At 71.0% G+C, this 25,102-nt stretch carries 25 protein-coding genes; 11 read left to right on the top strand and 14 right to left on the bottom strand.

The annotated features are described in order from the left end of the window. Nucleotides 1-88 precede the first annotated feature (88 nt). The 6 genes from ACE3Q8_RS02915 to ACE3Q8_RS02890 all read right to left on the bottom strand — a co-directional run bounded on the left by ACE3Q8_RS02915 (nucleotide 89) and on the right by ACE3Q8_RS02890 (nucleotide 6,302). Complete coding sequence (locus ACE3Q8_RS02915; protein WP_374468737.1) at nucleotides 89-1,885, bottom strand: amidohydrolase family protein; 1,797 nt, start codon at nucleotides 1,883-1,885, stop codon at nucleotides 89-91. A 130-nt stretch (nucleotides 1,886-2,015) separates the two neighbouring features. Further along, nucleotides 2,016-2,657, bottom strand: a complete 642-nt coding sequence (locus tag ACE3Q8_RS02910) for a carboxymuconolactone decarboxylase family protein (RefSeq protein WP_374468736.1) — start codon at nucleotides 2,655-2,657, stop codon at nucleotides 2,016-2,018. A gap of 1 nt (nucleotide 2,658) precedes the next feature. Continuing rightward, nucleotides 2,659-3,192 (bottom strand): VOC family protein, encoded by a 534-nt coding sequence (locus ACE3Q8_RS02905; protein ID WP_374468735.1) that lies wholly within the window; start codon nucleotides 3,190-3,192, stop codon nucleotides 2,659-2,661. A 28-nt stretch (nucleotides 3,193-3,220) separates the two neighbouring features. Continuing rightward, nucleotides 3,221-4,237, bottom strand: a complete 1,017-nt coding sequence (locus tag ACE3Q8_RS02900) for an NAD(P)-dependent alcohol dehydrogenase (RefSeq protein WP_374468734.1) — start codon at nucleotides 4,235-4,237, stop codon at nucleotides 3,221-3,223. 70 nt (nucleotides 4,238-4,307) lie between these two features. Beyond that, nucleotides 4,308-5,468: an MFS transporter gene (locus ACE3Q8_RS02895; protein WP_374468733.1), complete on the bottom strand. Its 1,161-nt coding sequence runs from the start codon at nucleotides 5,466-5,468 to the stop codon at nucleotides 4,308-4,310. A gap of 81 nt (nucleotides 5,469-5,549) precedes the next feature. Beyond that, nucleotides 5,550-6,302, bottom strand: a complete 753-nt coding sequence (locus ACE3Q8_RS02890) for an SDR family oxidoreductase (RefSeq protein ID WP_374468732.1) — start codon at nucleotides 6,300-6,302, stop codon at nucleotides 5,550-5,552. A gap of 99 nt (nucleotides 6,303-6,401) precedes the next feature. Here ACE3Q8_RS02890 and ACE3Q8_RS02885 point away from each other — a divergent pair, with 99 nt between their 5' ends. The 3 genes from ACE3Q8_RS02885 to ACE3Q8_RS02875 all read left to right on the top strand — a co-directional run bounded on the left by ACE3Q8_RS02885 (nucleotide 6,402) and on the right by ACE3Q8_RS02875 (nucleotide 8,808). Further along, a complete protein-coding gene (locus ACE3Q8_RS02885; protein ID WP_374468731.1) occupies nucleotides 6,402-7,301 on the top strand; it encodes an AraC family transcriptional regulator in 900 nt (299 codons plus the stop codon). A gap of 107 nt (nucleotides 7,302-7,408) precedes the next feature. Continuing rightward, nucleotides 7,409-8,131 (top strand): hypothetical protein, encoded by a 723-nt coding sequence (locus ACE3Q8_RS02880; RefSeq protein WP_374468730.1) that lies wholly within the window; start codon nucleotides 7,409-7,411, stop codon nucleotides 8,129-8,131. Between the two features lie 119 nt (nucleotides 8,132-8,250). Next, entirely contained in the window at nucleotides 8,251-8,808 is a 558-nt protein-coding gene (locus tag ACE3Q8_RS02875; protein WP_374468729.1) for a ferritin-like domain-containing protein, read from the top strand. Nucleotides 8,809-8,867: 59 nt separating this feature from the next. On the opposite strand, the gene ACE3Q8_RS02870 is transcribed toward ACE3Q8_RS02875, so the two are convergent. Continuing rightward, entirely contained in the window at nucleotides 8,868-9,749 is an 882-nt protein-coding gene (locus ACE3Q8_RS02870; RefSeq protein WP_374468728.1) for an isoaspartyl peptidase/L-asparaginase family protein, read from the bottom strand. A 384-nt stretch (nucleotides 9,750-10,133) separates the two neighbouring features. Between ACE3Q8_RS02870 and ACE3Q8_RS02865 the strand changes: the two genes are divergently transcribed. The 4 genes from ACE3Q8_RS02865 (at nucleotide 10,134) to ACE3Q8_RS02850 (ending at nucleotide 13,648) form a co-directional block, all read left to right on the top strand. Then, nucleotides 10,134-10,472: a YciI family protein gene (locus tag ACE3Q8_RS02865; RefSeq protein ID WP_374468727.1), complete on the top strand. Its 339-nt coding sequence runs from the start codon at nucleotides 10,134-10,136 to the stop codon at nucleotides 10,470-10,472. 127 nt (nucleotides 10,473-10,599) lie between these two features. Beyond that, nucleotides 10,600-11,877, top strand: a complete 1,278-nt coding sequence (locus ACE3Q8_RS02860) for an aminotransferase class III-fold pyridoxal phosphate-dependent enzyme (RefSeq protein ID WP_374468726.1) — start codon at nucleotides 10,600-10,602, stop codon at nucleotides 11,875-11,877. Beyond that, nucleotides 11,877-13,307: an amidase gene (locus ACE3Q8_RS02855; RefSeq protein ID WP_374468725.1), complete on the top strand. Its 1,431-nt coding sequence runs from the start codon at nucleotides 11,877-11,879 to the stop codon at nucleotides 13,305-13,307. Before ACE3Q8_RS02860 ends, ACE3Q8_RS02855 begins: the two co-directional genes overlap by 1 nt. Further along, a complete protein-coding gene (locus ACE3Q8_RS02850; protein ID WP_374468724.1) occupies nucleotides 13,307-13,648 on the top strand; it encodes a DUF423 domain-containing protein in 342 nt (113 codons plus the stop codon). Before ACE3Q8_RS02855 ends, ACE3Q8_RS02850 begins: the two co-directional genes overlap by 1 nt. Here ACE3Q8_RS02850 and ACE3Q8_RS02845 read toward each other — a convergent pair. After that, nucleotides 13,632-14,849 carry a multidrug effflux MFS transporter gene (locus ACE3Q8_RS02845; RefSeq protein ID WP_374468723.1) on the bottom strand — a complete coding sequence of 406 codons (1,218 nt, stop codon included), beginning with the start codon at nucleotides 14,847-14,849 and terminating at the stop codon, nucleotides 13,632-13,634. The genes ACE3Q8_RS02850 and ACE3Q8_RS02845 overlap by 17 nt on opposite strands. 70 nt (nucleotides 14,850-14,919) lie before the next feature. Between ACE3Q8_RS02845 and ACE3Q8_RS02840 the strand changes: the two genes are divergently transcribed. The 3 genes from ACE3Q8_RS02840 to ACE3Q8_RS02830 are packed head-to-tail and all read left to right on the top strand — an operon-like array spanning nucleotide 14,920 to nucleotide 17,290. Further along, nucleotides 14,920-15,900: an alpha/beta fold hydrolase gene (locus ACE3Q8_RS02840; RefSeq protein WP_374468722.1), complete on the top strand. Its 981-nt coding sequence runs from the start codon at nucleotides 14,920-14,922 to the stop codon at nucleotides 15,898-15,900. 9 nt (nucleotides 15,901-15,909) lie between these two features. Continuing rightward, the gene (pip, locus tag ACE3Q8_RS02835) at nucleotides 15,910-16,902 is read left to right on the top strand and encodes a prolyl aminopeptidase (protein ID WP_374468721.1); all 993 of its coding nucleotides are present in this window, start codon (nucleotides 15,910-15,912) and stop codon (nucleotides 16,900-16,902) included. A 4-nt stretch (nucleotides 16,903-16,906) separates the two neighbouring features. After that, nucleotides 16,907-17,290 (top strand): nuclear transport factor 2 family protein, encoded by a 384-nt coding sequence (locus ACE3Q8_RS02830; protein ID WP_374468720.1) that lies wholly within the window; start codon nucleotides 16,907-16,909, stop codon nucleotides 17,288-17,290. Here ACE3Q8_RS02830 and rodA read toward each other — a convergent pair. The 6 genes from rodA to ACE3Q8_RS02800 all read right to left on the bottom strand — a co-directional run bounded on the left by rodA (nucleotide 17,287) and on the right by ACE3Q8_RS02800 (nucleotide 24,299). Beyond that, nucleotides 17,287-18,441 (bottom strand): rod shape-determining protein RodA, encoded by a 1,155-nt coding sequence (rodA, locus tag ACE3Q8_RS02825; protein ID WP_374468718.1) that lies wholly within the window; start codon nucleotides 18,439-18,441, stop codon nucleotides 17,287-17,289. The genes ACE3Q8_RS02830 and rodA overlap by 4 nt on opposite strands. Then, nucleotides 18,438-20,444: a penicillin-binding protein 2 gene (mrdA, locus tag ACE3Q8_RS02820; protein WP_374468716.1), complete on the bottom strand. Its 2,007-nt coding sequence runs from the start codon at nucleotides 20,442-20,444 to the stop codon at nucleotides 18,438-18,440. The genes rodA and mrdA overlap by 4 nt, the downstream gene beginning before the upstream one ends. A gap of 13 nt (nucleotides 20,445-20,457) precedes the next feature. Beyond that, a complete protein-coding gene (locus ACE3Q8_RS02815; protein WP_374468714.1) occupies nucleotides 20,458-20,967 on the bottom strand; it encodes a hypothetical protein in 510 nt (169 codons plus the stop codon). Beyond that, nucleotides 20,964-22,169: a rod shape-determining protein MreC gene (gene mreC, locus ACE3Q8_RS02810; protein ID WP_374468712.1), complete on the bottom strand. Its 1,206-nt coding sequence runs from the start codon at nucleotides 22,167-22,169 to the stop codon at nucleotides 20,964-20,966. Before mreC ends, ACE3Q8_RS02815 begins: the two co-directional genes overlap by 4 nt. 57 nt (nucleotides 22,170-22,226) lie before the next feature. Further along, nucleotides 22,227-23,270: a rod shape-determining protein gene (locus ACE3Q8_RS02805; protein WP_257818622.1), complete on the bottom strand. Its 1,044-nt coding sequence runs from the start codon at nucleotides 23,268-23,270 to the stop codon at nucleotides 22,227-22,229. A gap of 243 nt (nucleotides 23,271-23,513) precedes the next feature. Continuing rightward, nucleotides 23,514-24,299, bottom strand: coding sequence for a TOBE domain-containing protein (locus tag ACE3Q8_RS02800; protein ID WP_374468710.1), 786 nt, complete (start codon nucleotides 24,297-24,299; stop codon nucleotides 23,514-23,516). A 59-nt stretch (nucleotides 24,300-24,358) separates the two neighbouring features. Here ACE3Q8_RS02800 and modA point away from each other — a divergent pair, with 59 nt between their 5' ends. After that, a complete protein-coding gene (modA, locus tag ACE3Q8_RS02795) occupies nucleotides 24,359-25,099 on the top strand; it encodes a molybdate ABC transporter substrate-binding protein (RefSeq protein WP_374468708.1) in 741 nt (246 codons plus the stop codon). Nucleotides 25,100-25,102 lie beyond the last annotated feature (3 nt).

The following is a 25,102-nucleotide window of genomic DNA, read 5'->3' as shown; positions in this document are numbered from 1 at the left end:
TGCGGCGGCGCGGACATCGCCCCCGCGACATCCTTATCAGGCGAAGCTTGGCCACGGCGGGGTGGCCAAGCGCCGCAGTTCGGCCGCCTCAGTAGAAGGCGACGTTGTCCACCTCGAGCCACAGCTTGCGGCCGCCCTCGCGGCTGCCGGCGAACTCCACCTCGAGCAGGTCCGCGCCGCTCCACGGGCCGTTCCCGGCGCCGCGGCCCGGCACGCGCTTCAGCGCCGAGAACGGCACCTCCACGGTGCGCCAGCCGGCGCCGGCGCTCACCGGCGCGGCCCAGCGGCCGTTCAGCGTGTTCACCACCACCCGGTACTCGCCTCCGTCGCCCCGAGCCTCGAACCGCACGCCCTTGTAGGCGCGCGCGTCCACCGGCTGCACCGAGCCACGGGTCAGCGGCAGGATCACGCCGGCCTGCGGGTCGTCCTTCACCGACATGCGAGCCGCCAGGCTCAGCGCCTTGCCGCCGCCCTCGCGCTCGATCACCTGGCTCACCTGCACCGTACGGTCGAGCCCGCCATCCATGTCGTCGGTGCGCAGGGTGTCGAGCTGGGTGCGCCCATCTGCGCGCTCGAAGTCGTCGATCAGCGGCTTCACGGTGACCGTCGGCATGGCGCTCTCGCTGTTCGCCTTGGGAAGGGTCGTGCCCGGCCCGTGCACCTGCCGGCCGTCGATGAACACGCGGCGCGTCTTGCGAACGTCGGAGATGTTGCGCCACGGCTGGCCGTCCACCAGCACCAGGTCGGCGCGCTTGCCCTTCTCGATGGTCCCGCGGTCGTCCAGCAGGTCGAGCACCCGGGCGCTGTTCGCGGTTCCCGCCATCAGCGCCTCGGTCGGCGACAGCCCGGCGTCGACCAGCAGCTCCATCTCGCGCAGCGTGGACGAGCCGTGCGGCGTGTTCGGCATGCCCGCGTCGGTGCCGAGCGCCACCAGCACCCCGGCGTCGTGCAGAACCTTCACGTTCTTCAGGGCATAGCCGAACTTGCGCACCGACTGCTTGAAGCGCGGATCCTCGGGGTTCTCCGGCGGCTTCTGCCCGGGCTTCACCGGCTCGTAGACCGCCAGCGTCGGCGCATAGCTCGTGCCGCCCTGCTTGATCTGCGCCACTGTCTCTGCGTCGACCTCGCGGTCCTGCAGGCTATGGGCGATGAAGTCGACCTTGGCCCGGCCGGCCACCGCCCCGCGCTCTACCGTGACCGTGTGCGTGCCCACCTTCAGCCCGTGCTTGTGAGCCTCGTCCACCAGGGCGCTCAGCGTCGCGACGTCCATGGAGGTGTTGTCGGCGGACGTGCCGTACCGCCAGCCATCGGCGAAGGCCTTGATGACGTCGGGCTTGTAGGGAGCCAGTTCGCGGATCGCCTGACGGGCGGCCTCCGGCGTGTTCACCCACTTTGTCGTGTTCTGGTCGGCCCAGTCCGCGCCGTGGCCGCCGGGCGTCGAGGTCCGGGCGGTCATGTTCACGTGCGGCGTGTAGAGGGTCGACAGCCACTGCCGGCGCGGCGCCCAGCTCTCCGGCGACTGGTGGAAGTCGTTCACCGTCGTCACGCCCGCGGCGATGTAGGCGTTGGCGATCTGCGGCGTCACCGCCGGCGCGCCGGCCGGCGTCCAGTGGGTGTGCACATCGAAGAAGCCCGGCAGCAGGGCCTGGCCCTTGGCGTCCACGACGGTCGCCCCGCGGGGCGCGCGGGCCTTCGGGCCGACCTCGGCGATGTGGCCTTTGCGGATGATGACGTTTCCGACGTAGGGGGCCTGGCCCGTGGCGGGGAAGATGGTCGCGCCCATGATGGCGGTGACCCCGGTCGGCGCCTCGGCCTCGGCGGCCGATCCCAGAGCGACAGCGAGCGCCACCGCGCCCGCGGCGCGCCAGATCCGATCGATACGCATACCCAACCCCCGAAACTTAGCGGGGGTTGTTTCTGCCTTCATCGCTGCTGCGGCAACCCCGTGCGGCAAGATCTTGCCCAAAAACCGGCGTTTGTGGTTCCTGGGGCGCACTTGCCAACTTTTGCGCAGCTCAGCGGCGCCCCACGTCCAGGAAGTCCATCGCGCTGAAGCCCTCCGGCGCCGCCACTTCGACGATCGGATCGTCACGGTCGTCCCACTCGGTGCGCAGCGCCCGGCTCATCACCGCGTGCATGTCGTAGAGGCAGGTGATGTAGGTCAGCTCCAGGATTTCCTCATCGGAGAGGAAGCCCTTCAGCGCCGCGAACACCGGCTCGGCCACGCGCCCGCCCTGCAGCGCCAGGGCGTCGGCATAGGCGAGCACCGCCCGCTCCTTGGCGTCGAACAGGTCCGACACCGCCCAGTGCGGCACCGCGGCGATCTTCGCCTCGTCCACCTTCAGGCCGCGCAGCGACTTGCAGTGCTGGGAGAAGACGAACTGGCTACCCTTGGCCCACCCCACCCTCGTCTGGGCGAGTTCGCGCAGCACCGGGTCCAGGCGGCGCTTCGGGCTGCGGTAGAGGGCGAAGCCGCGGTTGCAGTGGTCGAGGATGTCCGGGACGAGCGCGAACACCGTCCACCAGTCGCCCCGCGTGCCGGTGCTGGTGCCGGGCTCGGCCACCGGGTCTCGGGCGCCGAACAGCAGGTCGTAGGTGCGGGACACGACCTCCGAGGTGGCCTCGCCACGGCTCACCTGGCGCAGCCGGGGCGCCACCTCAGGCCTCCGCCGGCTGCACGGCCCGGGCCGGCGGGTGCCGCACGTCGTCCGGCCGCCAGCCGCGCAGCGTGGCGGCGAACTCCAGCATGATGCCGTTGGGGTCCTGGAAGTAGACACTGCGGATCCACACACCCGGATGCGGCTCGCGCGCCACGCCCATCTCGCTGTCGTCGTGATTGATGACCACCGGCAGCGACACCTTCACCCCCGCCGCCTGCAGCCGGCCGATCGCCGCCTCCAGGGCCTCGTCCTCCATGTGGAAGGCGACATGGTTCATCGACCCCACCGCCGACTTCGGACGGGCGGGGAAGTCCGCCACGGCGGCGATCCCGGGCGCCGCGGGCGGGGCGTCCGGCCACCAGAAGAAGGCCACCGTGGAGCCGCCGCCGCAGTCGAAGAAGAAGTGCTGCCCGCCGTCCGGCAGGGCCACCGTCTTCACCAGCGGCATCTCCAGCACCTCGGTGTAGAACCTGACCGTCTCGGCCATGTCCCGGCACACAAGCGCCAGATGGTTGATCCCGTTCGTCCGCATGGGGGCCTCCTCGGGGCTCGGGTTGCCGTCAGAACTCCAGCACGATCTTCCCGAAGTGCTCGCCGCCTTGCATGGCGCGGAAGGCGGCCTGCGCCTCGGTGAAGGGGAACACCTTGTCGACCACCGGTCGGATCCGGTGCAGCTCGATCGCCCGGCACATGGCCTCGAACATGTCTCGTGAGCCCACGAAGACGCCCTGCAGCTTGGCCGCGTTGCCGATCAGGGCGGCCGGGTTGAAGCCGCTGCCCGGGCCCGCGACGACCCCGATGATCGAGATGTGGCCGCCGATCCGGACGGCCTTCATGCTTTGCTCGATGGTTCCGCCGCCGCCCACCTCCATGATGAAGTCGGCGCCGCGCTCGCCGGTCGCCTCGCGCACCGGCTTCGACCATTCGGGAGTCTGGCGGTAGTTCACCAGGTGGTCGGCGCCCAGGCCGCGGGCCCGCTCCAGCTTGTCGTCGGACGAGGAGGTGATCAGCGTCCGGTATCCCGCGGCGTGGGCGAACTGCAAGCCGAAGACCGAGACGCCGCCCGTGCCCTGCAGCACCACGGTGTCTCCGGGCTGCAGGTCGGCGTCCTCGAACAGCGCCCGCCAGGCGGTCAGCGCGGCGCACGGCAGGGTCGCCACCTCCTGGTCGGTCAGGAACTCGGGGACCTTGGACAGTCCCTGCTCGCTGAAGGTGGCCAGCTCCCGCCCTGCGCCGGGGATCGGGTGGCCGAGCGCCGTCAGCGCCTTCTCCAGCGTCGGCGGACCGGAGATCCAGCCCTGGAAGAACATGGTCGCCACCCGATCGCCAACCGCAAACCGGGTGACCCCCTCGCCCACCGCCTCGACGATGCCGCAGCCGTCCGAGAACGGGGTGATCGCGCCGGCCATGGCGCCGGCGCGACCGTACATGCCCTGGATCATCATCAGGTCGCGGAAGTTGAGCGACACCGCGCGCATCCGCACGAGAACTTCGCCGGGGCCGGGCGCCGGATCGGGCGCCTCCACCACCTGGACCTGGTCGATGCCCCACGGCTCGGCCACCCTCAACGCACGCATGCCGGCTCGTCTCCTCCTGATCTGAGCCGATTAGGCGCGCGGCGCGGTCCCGCGGCAAGGCGCCCCCGCGTCAGGGATCGAGCCGTTTCATCCCGAACAGCCGCAGCGCCCCGATGGTCCCGGCCAGCGCCATGGCCGCCATCAGCAGGTAGCCGGCCGCGCCGTGGTGGTCGAACAGCCAGCCCGAGGCCATCGTCGCCAGGCCCGAAAGCAATCCCGCCGAGAGCGCCGAGTTGATCGCCTGTCCGGCGGAGGCGGTCCTCGGCGTCGACAGGGTCTGGGCGAGCTGGATCGAGGCCACGAAGGTCGCCGCATAGGAGAGCGCGTGCAGCGCCTGCAGCGGCGCCACCACCCAGAGCGGCGGCGCGAAGGCCAGCACGCTCCAGCGCACCACCGCCGCGGCGCCGCCCAGGGCCAGCAGCCGCCGCGGCCCGACCCGCCGCCGCCAGGGCTCGAGGAACCAGAGGAAGCCGATCTCCACCGCCACGCCCACGGCCCAGAGGACACCGGTCATGCTCTCCGGCACACCCTGCTGCTTCCAGGTGAGCGCCGAGAACGAATAGTAGAAGGCGTGGGCCGACTGGATCAGGCCCACCGAGACCACCGCGGTCATGAACACCGGGTCCTTCAGAAGGCCGTTCAATCCGGCCATCCGCTCGCGGAAGCCCGGAACCGGGCCGCCCTCGTGCGTCTCGTCCGGCGGCAGCAGCAGCCGCGCGCCCAGGCCCGCCAGCGCGGACGCCGCCACCATCCAGACCAGCACCAGCTCGGGCGAGCCCCGCGCCACCAGCCAGCCGACCACCAGGTTCGCGACGATGAAGGCGGCCGAGCCGATGCCCCTGGGCCAGCCGTAGTTGAACCCGTCCCGCTGGGCGCGGCGCAGCACGATCACGTCCGTGAGAGGCGACAGCGTCGAGAACATCGACGAGGCGGCGAACCAGACCACCGCCCACCAGGCGAATCCGAACGGCAGGGCCATCAGGGCGAACAGCCCGGTGATCGCCGCCGCCATCAGGATCAGCGCCGTGCGCCGCAGGCGAAAGCTGTCGGCCCAAACCGCCAGCAACGGCGCCGTGAAGGCCCGCGCCAGCATGGGCAGCGACAGGATCAGCCCGATCTGCGCGCCGGAGAGCCCGCGGTGCTCGAACCACACCGGCAGGTAGGGCGAGCTCGCGCCCGTACCGATGAAGATGGCTCCGTAATAGAGCCCCATGCGGACCGGCGGCGACATGGGGCGTCCTTTAGCCGGAGTCGCCCGCGCCCGCGCCCGCGTCGTGCCGCCGCGTGGTCAGGGCGGCCCCGGCCGGACCGTTCAGGCCTCCGGCCTGCCCGCCAGCGCCACGGCGTCCGCGCCGGCGGGGATCCGGGCCGGGGCGTCGGGATCGGTGGCGGCCCGCCAGACGGCCTCGGCCACGTCTTCCGACCGGGTGACGGCCTGGTCCGCCTCCTGCCAGCCGGCGAACACCTGCTGGACGATCCCGGCGTAGGCCTCGGGGAAGCCCTCCCCCATCCGGCCGCGGGCGTTCTCGCCGAAGCGGGTCTCGGGGGCGCGGCCGGGGAGCACCACCCGCGCGCGAATGCCGAACGGCGCCAGTTCGAGGGCGAGCACCTCCGTAAAGGCGTTCACGGCCGCCTTGCTGGCCGTATAGACCGACAGTAGCGGCAGGGGCTTCAGGGTCACGCCGGAGGTGACGTTGACGATCGCGCCCGCCCGCCGCTCCCGCATCTGCGGCAGCACCGCGCGGGTCATGGCCATGGTTCCGAGCGTGTTCGTCTCGAAAATCTCCCGGGCCACGCTCGTGGGCGTGCCCTCCAGGGCGTTCAACCAGCCAATCCCCGCATTGTTGACCAGTACGTCCACCGGCCCAGCCTCCGCGACCGCCCGGCCGATGCTGTCGTCGTCGGTGACGTCCAGCGCCAGCACCCGCAGCCGGTCCGACGCCGGCAGCACGTCCGCTCTCGGAGTCCGCATGGTGGCCACGACGTTCCAGCCGCGGTCGAGGAAGTGGCGGGCGGTGTCCAGGCCGAAACCTGACGAGCAGCCGGTGATGAGGACGCTGTTCATGGGGAAGGCTCCTTCGGGTGTTGGCTCCGAGAGATAGACCTCCTAGGTCGGACGTCCTATGATGATGCGTCCGCATTACATTCGCGAGCGTCCGGAACCGTGGATCCCCTGGCCGAAGTCGTCGCCCTGCTGCAGCCGGGCGCCCCGTTCTCGAAGCGGGTCGTTGGCGCCGGCCGCTGGCGAGCGCGGCGCTCCGAGCCCGGCCGACCGTTCTACTGCGTGGTCGTCTCCGGCGCCTGCCGCCTGGCGGTCCAGGGTCAGGAGCCGCTGATCCTGGAAGAAGGCGACTTCGTGCTGATCCCGGAGGTGAAGGACTTCGAGACCTGCAGCCTCGATCCGCCGCCGCCGGAGGTGGAGTCCACACCAGAGCAGGCCCCCAGCGGCGAGTTCCGCATGGGGGCGCCCGGGCTCGAGCCGGACGTGCGCCTGCTGATCGGCTACTGCGAGTTCGGCTCGCCGGACACGGCCCTCCTCCTCTCCCTCATGCCCCAGCTCGTCCGCGTACGCGGCGAGGACCGGCTGGGCGCGCTCGTGCGCCTCGTCGCCGAGGAGGCGTGGGCGCAGCGGCCGGCGCGCGACATGATCCTCGCCCGCCTGCTGGAAGTCCTGCTGATCGAGGCCCTGCGCGCCTCCGACGGGACAGCCGCCTCGCCTGGCCTGGTCCGCGGCCTCGCCGACCGCCAACTCGCCGCCGCCATCCGCCGCATGCACGAGGAACCGACCAGGTCCTGGACCGTGGCTGAGCTCGCTAAGGTCGCGGCCCTCTCCCGCTCGACCTTCTTCGAACGGTTCACCCGTGCGGTGGGCCTCGCACCCATGGAGTACCTGCTCGCCTGGCGGATGGCGCTGGCCAAGGACCGCCTGCGCCGTGGCCAGGGCGGCGTCGCCGAGGTCGCCGAGGCGGTGGGCTACAGCTCGGCCAGCGCCTTCAGCACCGCGTTCGCGCGGCGCGTGGGCGTGCCGCCGGCCCGCTACGCCCGCGAGCGCGCGGCGGTCTGACCGGACCTGCAGCGGTTAATCGAGCCGCGGCCGAAACAATCCCGCCCTCTCCCGATTGATGGAGCGGGCCGCGCGCCTGCGCGACCTCGCCAGGGAGACATCACACCATGCCCGACAAACATCCGAACACCGTCCGCTGGGGCGGCCCCGGGGCCAGCCACGAGGACCGCACCAAGCCGATGCCACCGAAGCCCCCGGCCCAGCCGGAGGGCGCCGCCAGCACGAATCCCCGGGTGAGTCAGGAGTCCGGCGGCGGCGGCGAGCGCGACGAGAAGCACAGCCACGTGGACGCGCTGCGCAGCTCCAAGTCCCACACCACCGGCACGCCGAGCCCCACGTCCAGTCCCGACTGGCGCAAGAACCGCTCGCAGCACGACCGCGAGGCCGACATGGCCGCTCGCGAGGCGGTGGGCGAGCCGCGCAGCTTCCGGGCCGGCGCTCCCGAGGACGAAGGCTCCCCCGACGCGCCCGACGCTGGCCACGGGACGCCCTTCCGCGTCACCTACGAGGGCGACATGGACGCCGCCGCTGGCATCTCGGGCGAATCGGAACAGCGGGTGCGGCGGGCCATCGCCCGGTTCGACCGCGATCTCTCCGAGGTGCAGATCTATCTGACCGACGCCAGCGCGGCCGGGTCGCCCGGGGCCCGGACCTGCACCATCCAGGCCCTTCCCCATCGCGGCGACATGGTCGCCGTCACCGAGGCCGCCGGCACGTTCGACAAGGCCGTGATGGCTGCGTCTCGCGAACTCGTGCAGCGCCTCGCCGAAACGTTCGGCTACGGCGGCGGCAAGCCCGACGCCGCGGGCGAGGCTGCGCCTCAGGCGTGACGCGGCGGCGGCGTCGAAGCGATCACTTTATCGGCGCCGCCCCCCCGCCTCGGCTTTAGGAACGGGGCTCATCACCCTCCGGTTTTCCCACCGTTCCAAACACAAGCCGGAGGCCAGGGATGCCTATTCCGCGTACGCCTGAGGATATCCTCACGACCGAGCTCAAGGAGATCTACAGCGCCGAGCGCCAGCTCATGCGCACGATTCCGAAGCTCACCAAGCGGGTGCAGCACCCGCGCCTGAAGGAGATGCTGGAGACCCGCCGTGAGCAGGGGGAGACCCTGATCAACGAGCTAGACGAGACCTTCGAGGCCATGGAGGTCACCAAGGCGCGCCCGAAGAACGTCGCCGCCGAGGGCCTGCTGGAAGACCTCAACCAGCATCTCGAGGAGATCCGCGACGACAAGCTGCTCGAACCGGTGCTGATCGCCGGCATCCAGAAGCTCGAGCACTACTGCATCGCCGCCTGGGGCACGGCCCGCTCCATGGGCCGGCTGCTGGGCGAGGAACGGGTCATCCAGAGCATGGATCGCGTGCTCGACGAGGGGAAGCAGCTCGACGAGGAACTCACCCGCCTGGCCGAGGACGAGGTGAACCCCGCCATGCTCCAGCAGGAGGATGGGGAGGGCTCTCAGCGCTCCGGCAAGGGCGGCCAGGAGGGCGCCCGGGCCAACTGACCACCGCCCCCGCGGCCCGCCTCCTGTGCGCGGGCCGCGGAACGAGCGCCCCGTCGCGATCAGCTCAGCCGCGAGCCGCCGCCGCTCCCGGCGGCGTCTAGGCCGGCGATCTCTACCTGCGGCGCCTCATCGCCCGCCGTCATCCAGCCCACGGCGAACTGGGTGGCGTTGAAGCCCCAGCCGATCCGGCCCGCGGCGTCCAGCACGATCAGACCCGCCTCGCCGCCTATACGGTCGAGCCGGGCAAGCGTCGCCTGGACAGCGTCGTGCGGATGGGCGCCGGCCTCGAGAGCCTGAATCAGCCGCGCCGCCAGCAGGGTGCGGGCGATGCGCTCGCCCTCGCCGGTCGCCGAGACTCCGCCCACCGCACTGTCGGCATAGAAGCCGCAGCCCGGCAGTGGGGAGTCGCCGATCCGCCCCACCGGCGCGCCGCCTAGCCCGCCGGTGGAGGTGGCGACCGCGATGGCCCCGCGGGAATCCAGGGCCACGCAGCCCACCGTGTCGCAGCCGCCGGCCGGCGTCGGCCGAGGGGGCATCTCCTGCAGCTCGAACCCGCGGGCGGCGGCGAACCGCCGGGCGCCCTCCCCCGCCAGCAGAACCTCCTCCTCGGCAAGCAGCGCCCGCGCCACCGATACCGGGTTGGCGACCTTCTGCAGGGCGCAGACCGCGCCGATGTCGAGCGTGTCTCCGTTCATGATCGAGGCGTCCGTTTCCACGACCCCGTCGGCGTTGCCCACGGCGCCGCGCCCGGCGTTGAAGATCGGGTCATCTTCCATGGCCCGCACCGCGGCCTCCACCGCGTCAAGCGCGCTGCCGCCGCTGCGCAGTCGGTCCGCAGCCGCTTCGGCGGCCGCGGCGATCCCGCGCCGGTTGGCCTCCACTTCGTCGGGCCGGATCGGCTTGCAGCCGCCGTGCACCACCACCGCCCATGCGCCGGCCATCGCCTCGTCTCCTGCGTTCCGCCCCCAAATCGGCCGCCTGCCGCGGCCGTTCCGCAGCCCCTCATTTGGGGTCAGGCAGGTGACGCGGGCCGGGGCCAGGGCGGGTCCGGCCGCGGCGAGATCACGGGCGCCATGGGCGGCGAGTCCGGCGGGCTCTCTGCCGGTGGTCTGCCCGGCGGCCAGCACCGCCCCACCGGCCAAGGCTCGGGTCCAATCCAGGACTAGCCGCAAGCGCCTCGGGCGCATCGAGGAAGGCCTCGAAGCTGAAGATCGCGCGGAAGTCCGGAGATCGCGGCGGCGGCTTCTGAAGCATCAGCCCCACAATAACATCGCCGCCCAACGATCCGCTGTGCAGCGCCGCAGGCCGCGAGGCATGATCCGAGCATGACCAAGTACCTCATCTCCTTCCCCAGCGAAGCCATGGTAGTCACGCCCGAGGAACTCCCTGCTGTCGCCGCCGACGCTCGTGCCGTCATCGAGCAAGCCAAGGCCGCCGGGGTCTACGTCTTCGGCGGCGGGATCGACGAGCAGACGGCCCCCGTGCTGGTCACCGCCGACGGCTCCGTCTCCCATGCGATCCATCCCGGCAGCCGGCTCAACGGCGGCTTCACCGTACTCGAGCTGCCCACTCGGGAGGACGCCGTCGAATGGGCGCGCAGGATCGCGGTCGCCTGCCGCTGCGCCCAGGAACTCCGCGAGTTCATGTACGACCCTGCGAGCTAGGTCGCCTGGGCCTCGACCGCGCGTTTTCTTTGGCGGGTCAGGGGCCTCCGGGTTAGGCTTCGCGCCGCGGCCAGAAGCCCCTCGTCCGTGTCGACGTCAGAAGGGCGAACCGCGCGGGAGGTGGGACATGACGGCCAGCAACAGCCAGGACCGCGTGCTGCGCGAGCGCGCCCAGGCGGTGATCCCCGGCGGCATGTACGGCCACCAGTCGGTGGCCCTGCTGCCCGACGACTATCCGCAGTTCTTCGAACGCGGCGAAGGCGCCTACCTCTGGGACGCCGACGGCCGGCGCTACCTGGACCTGATGTGCGCCTACGGGCCGAACCTGTTCGGCTACGCCCATCCGGAGGTCGACGCCGCCTACGTCCGCCGGCTCGGCCTCGGCGACACCCTGACCGGCCCCACCGCCCTCATGGTGGAGCTCGCCGAGGCGCTGGTCGGGACGGTCGGTCACGCCGACTGGGCGATGTTCTGCAAGAACGGCACCGACGCCACCTCTATGGCTCTGGTCGTCTCCCGCGCCCACACCCGCCGCAAGACGGTCGTGCGCGCCAAGGGCGCCTACCACGGGGCAGCCGCCTGGTGCACGCCCAGGCCGGCGGGCGTAATCGACAGCGACCGCGCCCATCAGCTCTTCTACGACTACAACGACGTGGCGAGCCTCGAGGCCGCCGTCGCTCAGGCGGGTGACGACCTCGCCTGCGTCTTCGCCGCGCCGTTCCGGCACGACGCCTTCATCGACCAGGCCGAGCCCGACCCGGCCTATGCCCGGCGCGCCCGCGAACTCTGCGACGCCACCGGCGCCCTGCTGGTGGTGGACGAGGTCCGCGCGGGCTTCCGCATCGCCCGTGACTGCTCCTGGAGCCGCATCGGCGTCGAGCCCGACCTCTCCACCTGGGGCAAGTGCCTGGCCAACGGCCACGCCATTTCGGCTCTGCTCGGCTCGGACAAGGCCCGCGCCGCCGCCGCGGCGATCTATGTCACCGGCTCGTTCTGGTACGAGGCCGCGCCCATGGCCGCAGGGCTCGAGACCCTGCGGCTGATCCGCGAAACGGACTACCTGGAGCGCATGACCAGGCTGGGCGAACGGCTGCGCGCGGGCCTTTCGGAACGCGCCCGCGGCGCCGGCTTCGGCTTCCGCCAGACCGGGCCCGTGACCATGCCGCTCTTCCTGTTCGACGACGACCCCGACCTTCGGAAGGGCTTCTGCTTCGCCTCCGAGATGCTGGCGCGCGGCGTCTACGTGCATCCCTGGCACAACATGTTCCTGTGCGCGGCCATGACCGAGGCCGACATCGACGCGGCCCTCGACGCCGCCGAGGGCGCCTTCGGCGCGCTGAAGCGCCAGGCCGGCGGCCTGCCGCCCGTCGAGAAACTCGCCTTCCTCTCCTCCGGAGCCCGCTGATGCCGAAGATGACCACCTTTTCCGAGTACGACGGCCTGGGCTTGGCGGAGCTGGTCGCCAAGAAGGCGGTGACGCCAGGCGAGTTGGTGGAGGCCGCCATCGAGCGGATCGAGGACCACAACCCGACGCTCAACGCCGTGGTCTACAAGGGCTACGACGACGCTCGCCGCTGGGCCACCGAGCCCCTGCCCGACGGGCCTTTCAAGGGCGTGCCGTTCCTGATCAAGGACCTGGGGGCCCAGGTGCAGGGCTGGCCCCGAACCTCGGGCAGCCGCTTCGCCCAGGTGGCCGCCGACGCAGCCGACAGCGAGCTGGTGAAGCGCTATCGCGCCGCCGGGGTGATCCTGCTCGGCAAGACCAACACGCCGGAGTTCGGCATCCCCGGGGTCACCAACTCGGAGCGGCTGGGCTCCTGCCGCAACCCGTGGAACCCCGACCACATCTCGGGCGGCTCGTCTGGCGGCGCGGCCTCGGCCACGGCCGCGGGCATCGTGCCCATGGCCCACGCGAGCGACGGCCTGGGCTCGATCCGCATCCCGGCCGCCTGCTGCGGCCTGTTCGGCATGAAGGTCACCCGCGACCGCACGCCGATCTGCGAGGTGTCCGACGGCGCCCTGGGCTTCTCCGTCCATCACGTGGTGACCCGGACGGTACGCGACAGCGCCGCCATGCTGGACGCGACCGGCTATGTCCAGGAGGCCGACCCCTTCCAGGCGCCCGCCAAGGCCGGCCCCTACCTCGCCGAGTTGCAGAAGAGCCCCGGCAGGCTCCGGATCGCCTGGTCGGCCGAGACGCCGAGCGGCCGCCCCATCCCGGAGGAGATGCAGGACGCCCTGCTGCGAACCGTCGAGCTGTTGAAGGGGCTGGGGCACGAGGTGTTCGAGCGCGGCCTGGGCATCGACTACCGCCTGCTCTACCGCGCCCAGGGCCTGGCCAGCGCCTCCAACTTCTCGGCCAACGTCCAGCGCTGGATCGAGACGCTGGGCCGCGAGCCTGACGACGACGAGCTCGGCCCGCTGGCGCGGCGCGGCTACGAAGCCGGCAAGCGGGTGACGGGCCAGCAGGCGTTCTGGGGCTTCCAGCAGCTCCGCATCATGAACCGCCAGATGCTCGCCGCCTTCGAGGACTTCGACGTCTATCTGTCGCCGGTCATGGCCACGCCCGCTCCACGGGCCGACTGGCTCGACCCGCTGACCGACGACCTGAAGGAGTTCGACCGCCGCCAGGCCGCCACCTACCCCTACACCCCGCCGGCCAATTTCACCGGCCAGCCCTCGATGTCCGTGCCGCTATGGGAGTCCGCTGACGGCCTGCCCATCGGCATGATGTTCACCGGCCGCTTCGCCGACGAGGCCACCCTCTTTCGCCTCGCCGCCCAGCTCGAGAAGGAAGCGCCGTGGAAGGCCCGGCGGCCGCAGGTGTGGGGCTGATGAACGGCTATCTCGCGGTGGCGGCCCTGTTTGGCCTGGCCAGCGTCGGCTTCGGCGCCTTCGGCGCGCATGGCATCTCCGATCCCAAGGCGCAGGAGTGGCTGCGGACGGGCGCGCTCTACGGCTTCGTCCACGTGCTGGCGGTGTTCGCCGCCGCCTACGTGGGCGCACGCGTCGCCCCGCCGGTGTTCCTGGCGGGCGTCGTACTGTTCTCCGGCTCCCTGTTCGCCATGGCGCTCGGCGCGCCCCGCATCCTGGGGGCCGTCACGCCCATCGGCGGGCTCGCCTTCATGGTCGGCTGGGCGATCCTCGCCTGGGCGGCGTTCAGGTCCCAGGCCTAGGCAGCGCCAGCCACCGCAGCACGACGGCCGAGCCAGCCAGCGAGGCCAGCATCACGACGGCCATCGGCTTGGGCGTGCCGTCGTGCAGCAGCCCCGCCGCCGCCGAGGCCAAGGCGCCGACGCCGAACGAGGCGCCGCCCAGCAGCGCGGAGATCGACCCTGCCCGTCGGGGGTCGACGTTCAGCGCGCCGGCCATGGTGTTGCCCTGCATGAAGCCGTAGCTGGCCAGCGTGAGGAACAGCAGCGGCAGCACGCTCCAGCGCTCGCCGAGCCCCGTCACCGCCGCCAGGGCGAGCAGGAAGGCGAAGCCGGTGGAGATCAGGCTCGCCCGGGACAGCACCTGGTCAGGCGTCATCCGCCGCAGAACCCAGCGGTTCACCTGGTTCGCCCCGATGATCCCGACGGCGTTCAGACCGAAGACCACGCCGAACAGGGACGCGGGGATCCCGTAGGTGCCGATCAGCAGCTCGGGCGACGAGGCGATGTAGGTGAACAGGGTGGCGCCGTTCAGGGCGCCCGCCAGGCCATAGCCCACCAGCCGTCGCTGACGGAGCAGGGCGACATAGGCCTGGAACGGGTTCTCCGAGCGCGCGTGGCGCGCGGTCTCCTCGGAGCGCGACTCCTGCAGCCGGACGAGGGTGGCGAGCCCCAGCAGCACGCCGAAGGCCGTCATGAACCAGAAGTTCAGCCGCCAGCCGCCAAGGCCCAGCAGCACCCCGCCGAGCAGCGGGGCGAGGATCGGCGCGAGCCCCATGATCAGCATCAGGAGGCTGAGCATCCGGGCGGTTTCGGTGTGATTGAAGCGGTCCCGCACGATGGCCCGGGCCACAACAGCGCCGGAGCAGGCGCCCAGGGCCTGGACGAACCGGCCGGCGATCAGCGCCTCGGGCGTCGTCGCGATGGCGCAGGCCGCCGAGGCGGCGATGAAGATCGCGACGCCCAGCAGGATCGGCGGCCTCCGCCCGAAGCGGTCCGACGCAGGTCCATAGAAGAACTGCCCGAGCGCCATGCCCGCGAGGAAGGCCGACACGGTGGTCTGGGCCTGGCCGGCCGAGGCGCGCAGGTCCTGGCCGATCGAGGGCAGGCTCGGCAGGTACATGTCGATGGCCAGCGGCCCCATGGCCGTGAGCAGGCCCAGCAGCACGACCAGGCCCCATGGCGTCCGGGCGGTTTGATAAGGTTCGGCGTTGGCGGAGGTCACGGAAGGCTGCCTACTGTCTTCCCGCCGCTCGGGCCACAACGATCGGCATAACATCGGGAGAAGCCGCCGCATGTCCGCACTCGAGACCATGATGCCGCCCGCGCAACGGGCGCAGGTGAACGGCGTCGAGCTGGCCTGGTACGAAGCCGGTCCCCGGGAAGGCGTTCCCCTCGTGCTGTGCCACGGCTTCCCGGAGCTGGCCTTCTCCTGGCGCCACCAGATCAAGGCGCTCGCCGACGCCGGCCGCCGGGTGATCGCGCCCGACCAGCGCGGCTACGGCCTCTCGGGCAAGCCCGCCGGGAGCGAGGCGTATGGCATGGAGCAGCTTGCCGGCGACCTGGTCGGGCTCCTGGACCATCTGGGGGTCGGCAAGGCGGTCTTCTGCGGCCACGACTGGGGCGGCATCGTCGTCTGGCAGCTCCCCCTGCTGCACCCCGACCGCGTCGCCGGCGTCATCGGCCTGAACACCCCGTTCCTGCCCCGCGCGCCCGCCGACCCGATCGCCATCTTCCGCCACCGGTTCGGCCCCGACATGTACATCGTCTGGTTCCAGACGCCGGATGAGCCGGAAGCGGTGCTGGGCGCAGACGTGCGCAAGACCATGCGCTTCTTCATGCGCCGACCGCGCGCACTGGCGGCGGCGACCCAGCCGGCCGAGGGCGGCTCCACCTTCGCCTTCCGCGACCTGCTGCGCGCCTGGGACGACAGCGACGACGGCGCCCAGATCCTGACGCCGGACGAGCTGGCGGTGTTCGTGGACGCCTTCGAGCGGGGCGGCTTCAGCGGGCCGGTGAACTGGTACCGTAACTTCACGCGGAACTGGGAGCGCTCCGAAGGTCTTCCCCAGCGGATCGACGGGATCCCCTGCCTCATGATCACGGCCGAGCTGGACGCGGTGCTCACTCCGGCCATGGCCGAGGGCATGCCGGGTCTGGTCGGGGATCTCGAGATGCACATGGTGCGCGGCTCCGGCCACTGGACGCAGCAGGAGAAGCCCGAAGAGGTGAACCGGCTGATCCTCGACTGGATGGACCGTCGCTTCCCGAAGTAGAAGGGCTGCATGGAACGCAACACGCCCCCGCCCGCCGTCTCCGGCTCCGCAAACCGGCGGGGACTGTTCCGCGAGAGCGAGCCGTTCAACGCCGGCTGGCTGGCCACCGGCGGCGCGCACGAGATCTACTTCGAGGAGTGCGGCGCCCGAGACGGCAAGCCCTGCGTCATCCTGCACGGCGGTCCCGGCGGAGCGATCAACCCCACCATGCGGCGGTTCTTCGACCCGGCGAAGTGGCGCATGGCCCTGTTCGACCAGCGCGGTTGCGGCCGCTCGCGCCCGAACGCGAGCCTCGACGACAACACCACCTGGACGCTCATCGAGGACATCGAGCGTCTGCGCGAACACCTCGGGATCGAGAAGTGGTGCGTGTTCGGCGGCTCCTGGGGATCCACCCTGGCGCTCGCCTACGCGATCAAGCACCCGGAGCGGGTGACCGGCCTGGTGCTGCGTGGCGTCTTCCTGCTGACCCAGCGCGAGCTCGGCTGGTTCTACCAGGACGGCGCCTCGATGCTGTTCCCGGACGCCTGGGAGCGCTTCTGCCGGCCGATCCCCCAGGCCGAACGCGGTGACATGATCAGCGCCTACCACAAGCGCCTGACTCACGCGGACCGGACCGTCCAGGCCGAGGCCGCCGCGGCGTGGAGCCAGTGGGAAGGCGACACCATCTCCATCCGCGGGCCCGAGGCGCGGCCCTCGAAGTTCAACGAGATCGACTTCGCCATCGCCTTCGCCCGCATCGAGTGCCACTTCTTCGCCAACGGCGGCTTCTTCCCGAACGACGGCTGGATCCTCGACAACATCGAGAAGATCCGCCGCATCCCCGGCTGGATCGTGCAGGGACGCTTCGACGTCGTCACGCCCATGGAGGCCGCCTGGAAGCTGAAGACGGCCTGGCCGGAGGCTCGCTTCGAGGTGGTCTGGGACGCCGGCCACGCCTCCACGGAGCCCGGCATCGTGGACGCCCTCGTCCGGGCCACCGATCAGGCCCTCACCGCCTGACCCCATGAGCCGAGCCAAGATCGTTCGCGCTTACCTGAAGGCGATCGAGCTCAGGAAGGACGTGCTCGGCTTCTACACCGACGACGTCGTGCAGGAGGAGTTCCCCAACCTCCTCGCGCCCGCCGGCGCGACCCGCACGATGGCCGACCTGAAGGCGGCCAACGAGCGCGGCCAGAACGTCATGCGGTCGGAGAGCTACGAGATCGTCAGCCTTGTCGAGCAGGGCGACATCATCGCCTGCGAGATCATCTGGACCGGTGTGCTGGCGATCCCGCTGCGGTCGCTGAAGCCGGGCGAGACGATGCGGGCGCGCTTCGCCGTCGTCTTCGAGTTCGAAGGCGACAGGATCCGCCGCCAGCGCAACTACGATTGCTTCGAGCCCTTCTAGAGCAGCGAGCCCTTGCCGCTGGTGATTTCGGAGTAGCGGTGCACCCGCACGCTCATGACGAGCCCGAAGCCGATCATCACCGTCAGCATGACCGTGCCCCCGTAGGAGAGCATCGGCATCGGCACGCCCACCACAGGCGCCAGCCCCATCACCATGGCCCCGTTGATCAGGACGTAGAGGGTGAAGGTGGAGGTGAGCCCCGCCGCGGCCAGGCGCCCGTAGTGGCTGTGGCTGATGTAGGCGGTGCGCAGCGCCATGAAGATCACCGCCGCGTAGAGCAGCAGGACGGAGACACAGCCCACGAAGCCGAACTCCTCGGCCAGGGTGGCGAAGATGAAGTCGGTCTGCTTCTCGGGCAGGAAGTTGAGCTGGCTCTGGGAGCCCAGGCCGTAGCCCTTGCCAAGGAGGCCGCCGGAGCCCAGCGCGATCATCGATTGGAGGATGTGGTAGCCCGAGCCGGAGGGGTCGCTCTCCGGGTCGAGGAAGGTGAGCACCCGCTGCCGCTGGTAGTCGTGCATCACGAACATGACGAACGGCGGGACGATGGCCAGGAAGCCCGCCACCCCGGCGGCGATCACCCGCCAGTCGAGGCCGGCCAGCACCACGATGGCCGCCCCGGTCAGCAGGATCAGCATGGCGGTGCCGAGGTCCGGCTGGTGGGCCACGAGCAGCACGGGGACGAAGATCATCGCCGCCGGGATCGCCAGCCACCAGGACAGCCTCGCCTTGTCGGCCGAGACGCTGTGATAGAACCGGGCGAGCGCCATCACGATGCCGAGCTTCATCACCTCCGAGGGCTGGAAGCTGAACGGCCCGATGGAGAGCCAGCGCTGGGCGCCGAGGCGCGTGTCGCCCACCAGCTCGACCGCGACCAGCAGGAGCAGCCCGATGCCGTAGATCGGGTAGGACAGCGCGAACCAGACCCGGATGTCGATCATGGCCAGCGCGATCATCATCGCCAGGCAGATGCTGAAGCGGATCACGTGGTTTGCCGCCCAGGGGGTCCAGGACGAGCCGGCCACCGAGAACAGCATCACCGCGCCCGCGCCCGCGATCAGGCACAGGCTCAGGACGAAAATCCAGTCGACCTCGCTGAGCTTGACGATCAGCCGGTCGCGTTCGCCGGGACGGGTGAGCGCCGAAACGGTCATGCAGGGCCTCGCGCCGGCGGAGTGACAGGGGCGAGCGGCGCCGCGGCGGTGGTCACCTGCGGCTCGCCGATCAGCGGCGCGTCCGGGACGATGTCCGCCTCGGGGTCCGGGGCGATCTCCGGCATCGGCAGCGGCCGCTGGATGCGGGCCATCAGCTCGGGATCCTTCAGCAGGGCGACCCGCATGATCTCACGGGCCCGCGGCGCCGCGGCGGCCGAGCCGCCCATGCCGTGCTGGACGATCACCGCCATGGCGTAGCGGGGCTGGTCGATCGGCGCGAAGGCGACGAAGAGGCCGTGGTCGCGCAGCCGCCAGGGGCCGCCCTGCCCGCGCGGCATGCCGGCCTTGTAGCTGTAGACCTGCGCCGTGCCGGTCTTGCCGGCCATCAGGATGTCGCCGAGGCCGAGCTGGCTGGCGCGGAAGCCGGTGCCGCCCGCCTCCGTCACGGCGGCCATGCCGTCGCGCACGTAGTTCAGGTGCTCCTGGCTGAACGGCAGGTCCGGCACGTCGGAGCCGCGTTTCATCTCGCGGCCGCCCACCGACTTGATGAGCCGGGGATTGAGCGCCTTCTTTCCATTCGCGAGCCGCGCGGTCATCACGGCGAGCTGCAGACAGTTCACCGTCAGCATGCCCTGGCCGATGCCGTAGCTGAGGGACTCGCCCGGGTGCCACTTGGGATCCCGAGGGCGGTTCTTGCGGACCCATTCCGTGGAGGGGACGATCCCCTTCTTCTGGCCGGGAATGCCGATGTCGAAGGTCTGGCCGAGGCCGAACTCCTTGGCCACGGCCGCAATCCGGTCCGGCCCGATGCGCGAGGCGACCGAATAGAAGTAGACGTCGCAGGAGTTCTTGATGGCGTCCCGCATGTTCTGCGGGCCGTGGCCGCCCTTCTTGTGGCAGCGGAAATAGCGACCGCCGAACTGCATGCCGCCGCCGCACGACACCCGCGCCTCCGGGTCGATCCCGGCCTGCAGCGCCGCCAGCGCGGTCATGGTCTTGAAGGTGGAGCCCGGCGGGTAGGTGCCGGACAGGCACTTGTCGAGCAGCGGCTTGCGTTCGTAGTTGGCCAACGCCCGGTACTGCGCGCCCTGGAGGCCGCGCACGAACAGGTTGGCGTCGAAGCTGGGCGCCGAGAGCATGCACAGGATGTCGCCCGTGCGGCAGTCGATCATCACCGCCCCGCCGCTCTCCTGGCCGAACACCTCGAGCGCACGGTTCTGGATGTCCACGTCAAGGGTGAGCTGAATCTCCTGGCCGGGCACGGCCGGGATGTCCCCGTTGGGGTCGTGGCGGACCTCGCGGCCGTTGGCGTCCACCTCGACCTTGCGCGCGCCGGGCTTGCCGCGCAGCTCCAGATCGAAAGCCTTCTCGACCCCCTGCTTGCCGATCCGGAAGCTCGGATGGAGCATGATCGGGTCGGAGTTCGGGCCGGTGGGGGTGATGTCCTCCTTGTTCACCTTGGCCACGTAGCCGATCACGTGAGCGAAGGCGCCGCCGTGCGGGTAGACGCGCACCTCCCCCATGTCGGCGGTGACGCCGGGGAGCTCCGGCGCGCGCACGTTGATGGCGCTGAACTGCTCCCAACTCATGTCCTCCATCACCGAGACCGGGGCGCGCTTGGGCGCATTCTTGATGTCGCGCGCCAGCCGCTTCATCCGCGGCTCTTCGAGCGGCACGAAGTTGGCCAGGGTCTTGAGCGTCTCCTCCGGCTTCATGTCCTCGTCGCGGGCGACGAGCAGCCGGAAGTTCGGGCGGTTGGCGGCGAGGATCTCGCCGTTGCGGTCGGTGATCAGCCCGCGCGGCGGCGTGACGAGCTTGAAGTTGAACTGGTTGGACGCCGACAGCTTCTCGTACCGCTGGGTCTCCAGGAGCTGGAGGTAGGCCAGGCGGCCGCCGAGCGCGGTGATCCCGAGGCCGGCGATCCCGCCCATCAGGAAGGCCCGGCGGTGGAACACGCCCTGCCGCTCGTTGACGTCCTCGAAGTAGATTGCCGGTTCGGCCACAGACCGTCGCCCCCTAGCGGAACCTGACGTCGGCGTCTTCGAACATGTCGATGAGCCGGTGCGCGAACGGATAAAGTACGACGGTGGCGAGGTATTGCCAGAGCACCGCGAGCGGATCGGGCTGCGACTTTGCGTCCAGCATGACGAACAGATACCCGGCCATCATCGCGGTCGCGACCACCAGGGCGTACCAGGCCCACAGGATCGTGCGGCTCTGGCCGGCCATGATCGGACGCGCCGCGAGGACCACGCCATAGGCGATCAGCAGGCACAGCGCCCACAGCCCCTTGGCCCCGCCCCAGTAGAGGTCGAGGAACAGACCCATCAGCAGGACCAAGAACGGCGCCAGGATCGAGGGCCGGATCACCGCCCAGGCGAACACCACCGCCAGCGGGAAGATCGGCTCGGGCAGCCTCAGGCCCCACACTCGCAAGGGGATCCCGAAGAGGATGGTGGCCGCCAGGACCTGCACCATCGGAATGCCCAGCCACCGCCAAGGTTCGAGCGACCGGGCCTGGCTCATGGCGTTGCCCTGGGCGTGGGCGCCACCGTCTTCGGCGCCGGCGTGGCCGCCTTGGGCGCAGGTGTCGCCGGCCGGGTCGGCGGGGTCGCCGCCTTCGCCGGCGGCGTGGCGGCGGGCCTCGTGGCGGACGTCCCCGAGGACGGTGCGGGCGTCGCGCTCGCCGGTCTCGCGGCGGACGGTGCGGCCGCGGCCGGAGCCGACGCGGCCGCGGGCGCTTGAGCAGTCCCGGTCGCGGCCGTCGCGGGGGCGGCGCCCGGGGGCGTCACCGCACCCGCCGACGGGACGGGCGGCGGCAGGGTCGGCGCGCCTGGGGTCGGGCCGGGAACATGCGTCTTCTCGAGCTCGCCGCGGTTTACGAGCTGGGTGAAGTCCTCGAAGAGCAGAATCCGCACAAAGTCGATAGCTGACTTGTCGGAGGCCAGCACCACCCGCCAGCGGCCGTCCAGGCCCTTCACCGCGGTGCCCACCGGCAGCCCGCGGGGGAAGACGCCGCCGTCGCCGGAGGTCAGCACCCGATCCCCCTGCTTCACCGGGTCGATGCCGCGGAGGTAGTCGAGCTTGGGGTTGGGCCCGCCGTCGCCGGTCAGGATGGCCCGGGCGTTCGTGCGGTCGATCATCACCGGGGTGCGGGAGGCGATGTCGGTCAGCAGCAGCACGCGGCTGGCCCCGTCGGTCACGCCGATGACCCGGCCCACGAGGCCGTGCTCGGTCATGACCGGATTGCCGATCTCCACGCCCTTCTCGCGCCCGGCGTTGGCCAGGCGGGTATTGGCGTAGGGGCCACGGCTGTCGGTGACGATCCGCGCCGCCACCATCGGGATCGGTGGATCGGTCTTCAGCCCCAGCAGGGTGCGATAGCGTTCGTTGGTGTCACGCAGCGCGATGGCGACGTCGCGCCACTGCCGCATCTCGCGCAGCTCGGCCTTGAGGCGGCGGTTCTCGGAGACGGCGAAAAAGTAGCCGCGGATCGTGTCGACGCCGGCGCCCGTCCAGCGGCCGGGCGCGGACAGCACGTCCCCCACCGGCGTGAGCACGCGGTCCGAGACGCTGCGGCTCGCACCGTACGCCTCGGCCTGGAAGGTCTCCCGCCGGTCGGACAGCAGCACGGCCGTCGCGGCGACGCCCGCCACGATCAGCGCGACCGCCGCCGTCCAGGTCAGCGGGACCTTCAGTTCACCCAGCGGACTGTCCCGTAAGGACACCTAAAGCCTCGTTTGCGGAGCCCCCCGGCCGCCCCAATGCGCCGAGTCGTTAGGGTGCTAGGCTAGCGTGGATTCCAGCACGCCCTTCATCCACTTCGGGTGCTCGAGCACTTTGCCGCAGCCGAGCGCCACGCAGGACAGCGGGTCGTCGGCCACGGTGACCGGCAGGCCGGTGTGGTCGCGGATCTCGGCGTCGAGGCCCCGCAGCAGCGCGCCGCCGCCGGTCAGCATGATGCCCTTGTCGGCGATGTCGGAGGCCAGCTCCGGCGGGGTGGCCTCGAGAGCCATCTTTACGGCGTCGACGATCTGGCCCACGGGCTCGGACAGCGCGTCCGACGCCTGCTTCTCGGAGATGCGCACCTCGCGCGGCACGCCCTGCATCAGGTCGCGGCCCTTCACCTCGATGGAGAGGCCCTCGCCGTCGGCCGGAGCCCGCGCGGTGCCGATCTCCTTCTTGATGCGCTCGGCGGTGGTCTCGCCGATCAGAAGGTTATGGTTGCGGCGCATGTAGCTGATGATCGCCTCGTCCATCTTGTCGCCGCCCACGCGGACCGACCGCGAATAGACGATGCCCGAGAGCGACAGGACGGCCACCTCGGTGGTGCCGCCGCCGATGTCGACCACCATCGAGCCAGTGGGCTCATGGATCGGCAGGCCGGCGCCGATGGCCGCGGCCATGGGCTCGTCGATGAGGCCGACCCGGCGGCCGCCGGCGTTCAGGCAGCTGTCGTTGATCGCCCGGCGTTCCACGGCGGTGGCGCCGGACGGCACGCACACGATCACCTTCGGGTTCACGAAACCCTTCCGGTTGTGAACCTTGCGGATGAAGTACTTGATCATCTCCTCGGCGACTTCGAAGTCGGCGATGACCCCGTCCCGCATCGGGCGGATGGCTTCCATGTGGCCCGGCGTCCGGCCGAGCATCTGCTTGGCCTCGATGCCGACGGCGTGCACCACCTTGCGGCCGCCGACGTTGCGCAGCGCAACGACCGAGGGCTCGTTCAGCACGATGCCCTTGCCCTTCATGTAGATCAGCGTGTTGGCCGTTCCGAGGTCGATGGCGATGTCGTTGGAGATCGCGCCGAAGAGGGATTGGATCATGCAGGGCCCTGGGGCATGGGGGCTGATAGGTGCGGTCCGCCGGCGATCCGAAACGACCCGCTGCGCGCATGAGATTGCGCTGAGTCGCACCGCTTTGCTGGCAGGTTCGTACCCCCTCTGCCCTGCGCAATTCGCGAATTCAAGCTGGAAACGGCCCTGTGCGCTTTCGCGTCGCGCGCGAGTTTCGGCTGGGCCGTTCGCCCGAGAATCGCCACGAAGAGGCGCCGCGCACGCGACGACCGCCTACTCCACCGCCAGGATCACGTGCGGAGCCTTCACGAGCGCGGTCACCGCCTCGCCTGGGGCGAGCCCGAGATCCTCGGCGCCCTCCCGCGTTACGGTGGCCACGAGCGTCTTGCCGCCGCCGATGTCGAGCACGATCTCGCTCGTCACCTGGCCGTCCTCGCGGCGCGTGACGACCCCCGGGATTTGGTTGCGGGCGGAGGTGCGCAGCCCCTCGCCGCGCGCCAGGATAACGAAGCTCGCCTTGATCAGCGCGATGGCCGGCGCACCTGGCGTCAGGCCGAGATCCGCGACGCTGCGCCGCGTCAGGCTGGCGGTGATCTGGACGCCCGGCGCCACGTCCAGGGTCACCTCGGCGCTCACCTCGCCCTCGCTCACCCGGCTGACCCGGCCCCGGAGGGCGTTGCGCGCGCTGGTCCGCATGCCGAGGCTCCAGAACAGATCGCCGACGGGTGCGGCCGCCACATGGCTCTCGAGCTTGAGCAGGGCCGCGTCGATCTCGCCGCGCACGCGGGCGAAGGCGGCGACCACGGCCCGCCCCTTGGGGGTCACCGTCGCCGCTCCGCCTTTCTGCCCGCCCGGGACGGCGGCGATCAGCGGTGTCTCGAAAAGGTTGTTCAGCGCCTGCACGGCGTCCCAGGCGGCCTTGTAGCTGAGGCCGACCCGGCGCGCGGCGGCGCTGATCGAACCCAGCTCCGCCACCGCCTCAATGAGCGCCACGCGCTCCAGCCCGACCCGCGCGGCCCCGCGCCGGAAGGTGAGGCTTGCGCTGAGGTCGTCGGTCATCGGGTTCCCACTACGGCGGCAGAGCGTTATGTAGTCTTACCACATAACGGAGGGCGGGCGTGCTGAGACTGCTGCTCGGACTGGCGCTGACGCTCGCCGCGGCCGGCGCCGCGTCGGCCGGCGAGACCCAAGTTGCGGTGGCTGCCAACTTCACCGAGCCCGCCCGCGTCATCGCCGAGCGGTTCCGGGCGCGCACCGGCCACACCGCCGCGCTCAGCTTCGGCTCCTCCGGCCAGTTCTACGCCCAGATCGTCAACGGCGCGCCGTTCGAAGTCTTCCTCTCCGCCGACGTGGACCGGCCGCAGAAGGCGGAGGCGGAGGGGCTGACCGTCGCCGGCACACGCTTCACCTACGCCAGCGGCCGGCTCGTGCTCTACAGCCGGACGCCCGGCCTCGTGGACGGCCGCGGCGAGGTCCTGCGACGCGGCCGGTTCGGCAAGCTGGCCGTGGCCGACCCGCGGGCGGCGCCCTACGGCCGCGCGGCCGTGGAGACGCTCCGCGCGCTGGGCGCCTACGAGCGGGCCGCGCCGCGGCTCGTGCAGGGCGCGTCCATCACCCAGACCTACCAGTTCGTGCAATCGGGCGCCGCCGAACTCGGCTTCGTCGCTCTTTCGCAGGTTATCGCGGGTCGCGGCGGGTCACGCTGGCTCGTGCCGGAGACCTTGCATGCGCCTATTCACCAGCAGGCGGTGCTGCTCCGCAGCGGTGCGGCCAATCCGGCGGCCCGCGCCTTCCTCCAGTTCCTCCGCACGCCGGAGGCACGGCAGATCATCCGCCGCTACGGCTACGAGGTCCGCTGAGCC

The sequence above is a fragment of the Phenylobacterium sp. genome, assembly GCF_041913825.1.
In the GTDB taxonomy this organism is placed as follows: Bacteria; Pseudomonadota; Alphaproteobacteria; order Caulobacterales; family Caulobacteraceae; genus Phenylobacterium.
This window is presented reverse-complemented; position numbering and strand designations above follow the sequence as displayed.

Bases quoted from the DNA above. Each gene is read 5' to 3' on its own strand.
- ACE3Q8_RS02840 (WP_374468722.1), top strand. From the start codon at position 14,920: ATGTCCGCACTCGAGACCATGATGCCGCCCGCGCAACGGGCGCAGGTG.
- ACE3Q8_RS02880 (WP_374468730.1), top strand. From the start codon at position 7,409: ATGCCCGACAAACATCCGAACACCGTCCGCTGGGGCGGCCCCGGGGCC.
- ACE3Q8_RS02830 (WP_374468720.1), top strand. From the start codon at position 16,907: ATGAGCCGAGCCAAGATCGTTCGCGCTTACCTGAAGGCGATCGAGCTC.
- ACE3Q8_RS02865 (WP_374468727.1), top strand. From the start codon at position 10,134: ATGACCAAGTACCTCATCTCCTTCCCCAGCGAAGCCATGGTAGTCACG.
- ACE3Q8_RS02855 (WP_374468725.1), top strand. From the start codon at position 11,877: ATGCCGAAGATGACCACCTTTTCCGAGTACGACGGCCTGGGCTTGGCG.
- ACE3Q8_RS02900 (WP_374468734.1), bottom strand. From the start codon at position 4,237: ATGCGTGCGTTGAGGGTGGCCGAGCCGTGGGGCATCGACCAGGTCCAG.
- ACE3Q8_RS02915 (WP_374468737.1), bottom strand. From the start codon at position 1,885: ATGCGTATCGATCGGATCTGGCGCGCCGCGGGCGCGGTGGCGCTCGCT.
- ACE3Q8_RS02860 (WP_374468726.1), top strand. From the start codon at position 10,600: ATGACGGCCAGCAACAGCCAGGACCGCGTGCTGCGCGAGCGCGCCCAG.
- ACE3Q8_RS02890 (WP_374468732.1), bottom strand. From the start codon at position 6,302: ATGAACAGCGTCCTCATCACCGGCTGCTCGTCAGGTTTCGGCCTGGAC.
- ACE3Q8_RS02895 (WP_374468733.1), bottom strand. From the start codon at position 5,468: ATGTCGCCGCCGGTCCGCATGGGGCTCTATTACGGAGCCATCTTCATC.
- ACE3Q8_RS02815 (WP_374468714.1), bottom strand. From the start codon at position 20,967: ATGAGCCAGGCCCGGTCGCTCGAACCTTGGCGGTGGCTGGGCATTCCG.
- ACE3Q8_RS02805 (WP_257818622.1), bottom strand. From the start codon at position 23,270: ATGATCCAATCCCTCTTCGGCGCGATCTCCAACGACATCGCCATCGAC.
- ACE3Q8_RS02905 (WP_374468735.1), bottom strand. From the start codon at position 3,192: ATGCGGACGAACGGGATCAACCATCTGGCGCTTGTGTGCCGGGACATG.
- ACE3Q8_RS02800 (WP_374468710.1), bottom strand. From the start codon at position 24,299: ATGACCGACGACCTCAGCGCAAGCCTCACCTTCCGGCGCGGGGCCGCG.
- ACE3Q8_RS02850 (WP_374468724.1), top strand. From the start codon at position 13,307: ATGAACGGCTATCTCGCGGTGGCGGCCCTGTTTGGCCTGGCCAGCGTC.
- ACE3Q8_RS02870 (WP_374468728.1), bottom strand. From the start codon at position 9,749: ATGGCCGGCGCATGGGCGGTGGTGGTGCACGGCGGCTGCAAGCCGATC.
- rodA (WP_374468718.1), bottom strand. From the start codon at position 18,441: ATGACCGTTTCGGCGCTCACCCGTCCCGGCGAACGCGACCGGCTGATC.
- ACE3Q8_RS02875 (WP_374468729.1), top strand. From the start codon at position 8,251: ATGCCTATTCCGCGTACGCCTGAGGATATCCTCACGACCGAGCTCAAG.
- pip (WP_374468721.1), top strand. From the start codon at position 15,910: ATGGAACGCAACACGCCCCCGCCCGCCGTCTCCGGCTCCGCAAACCGG.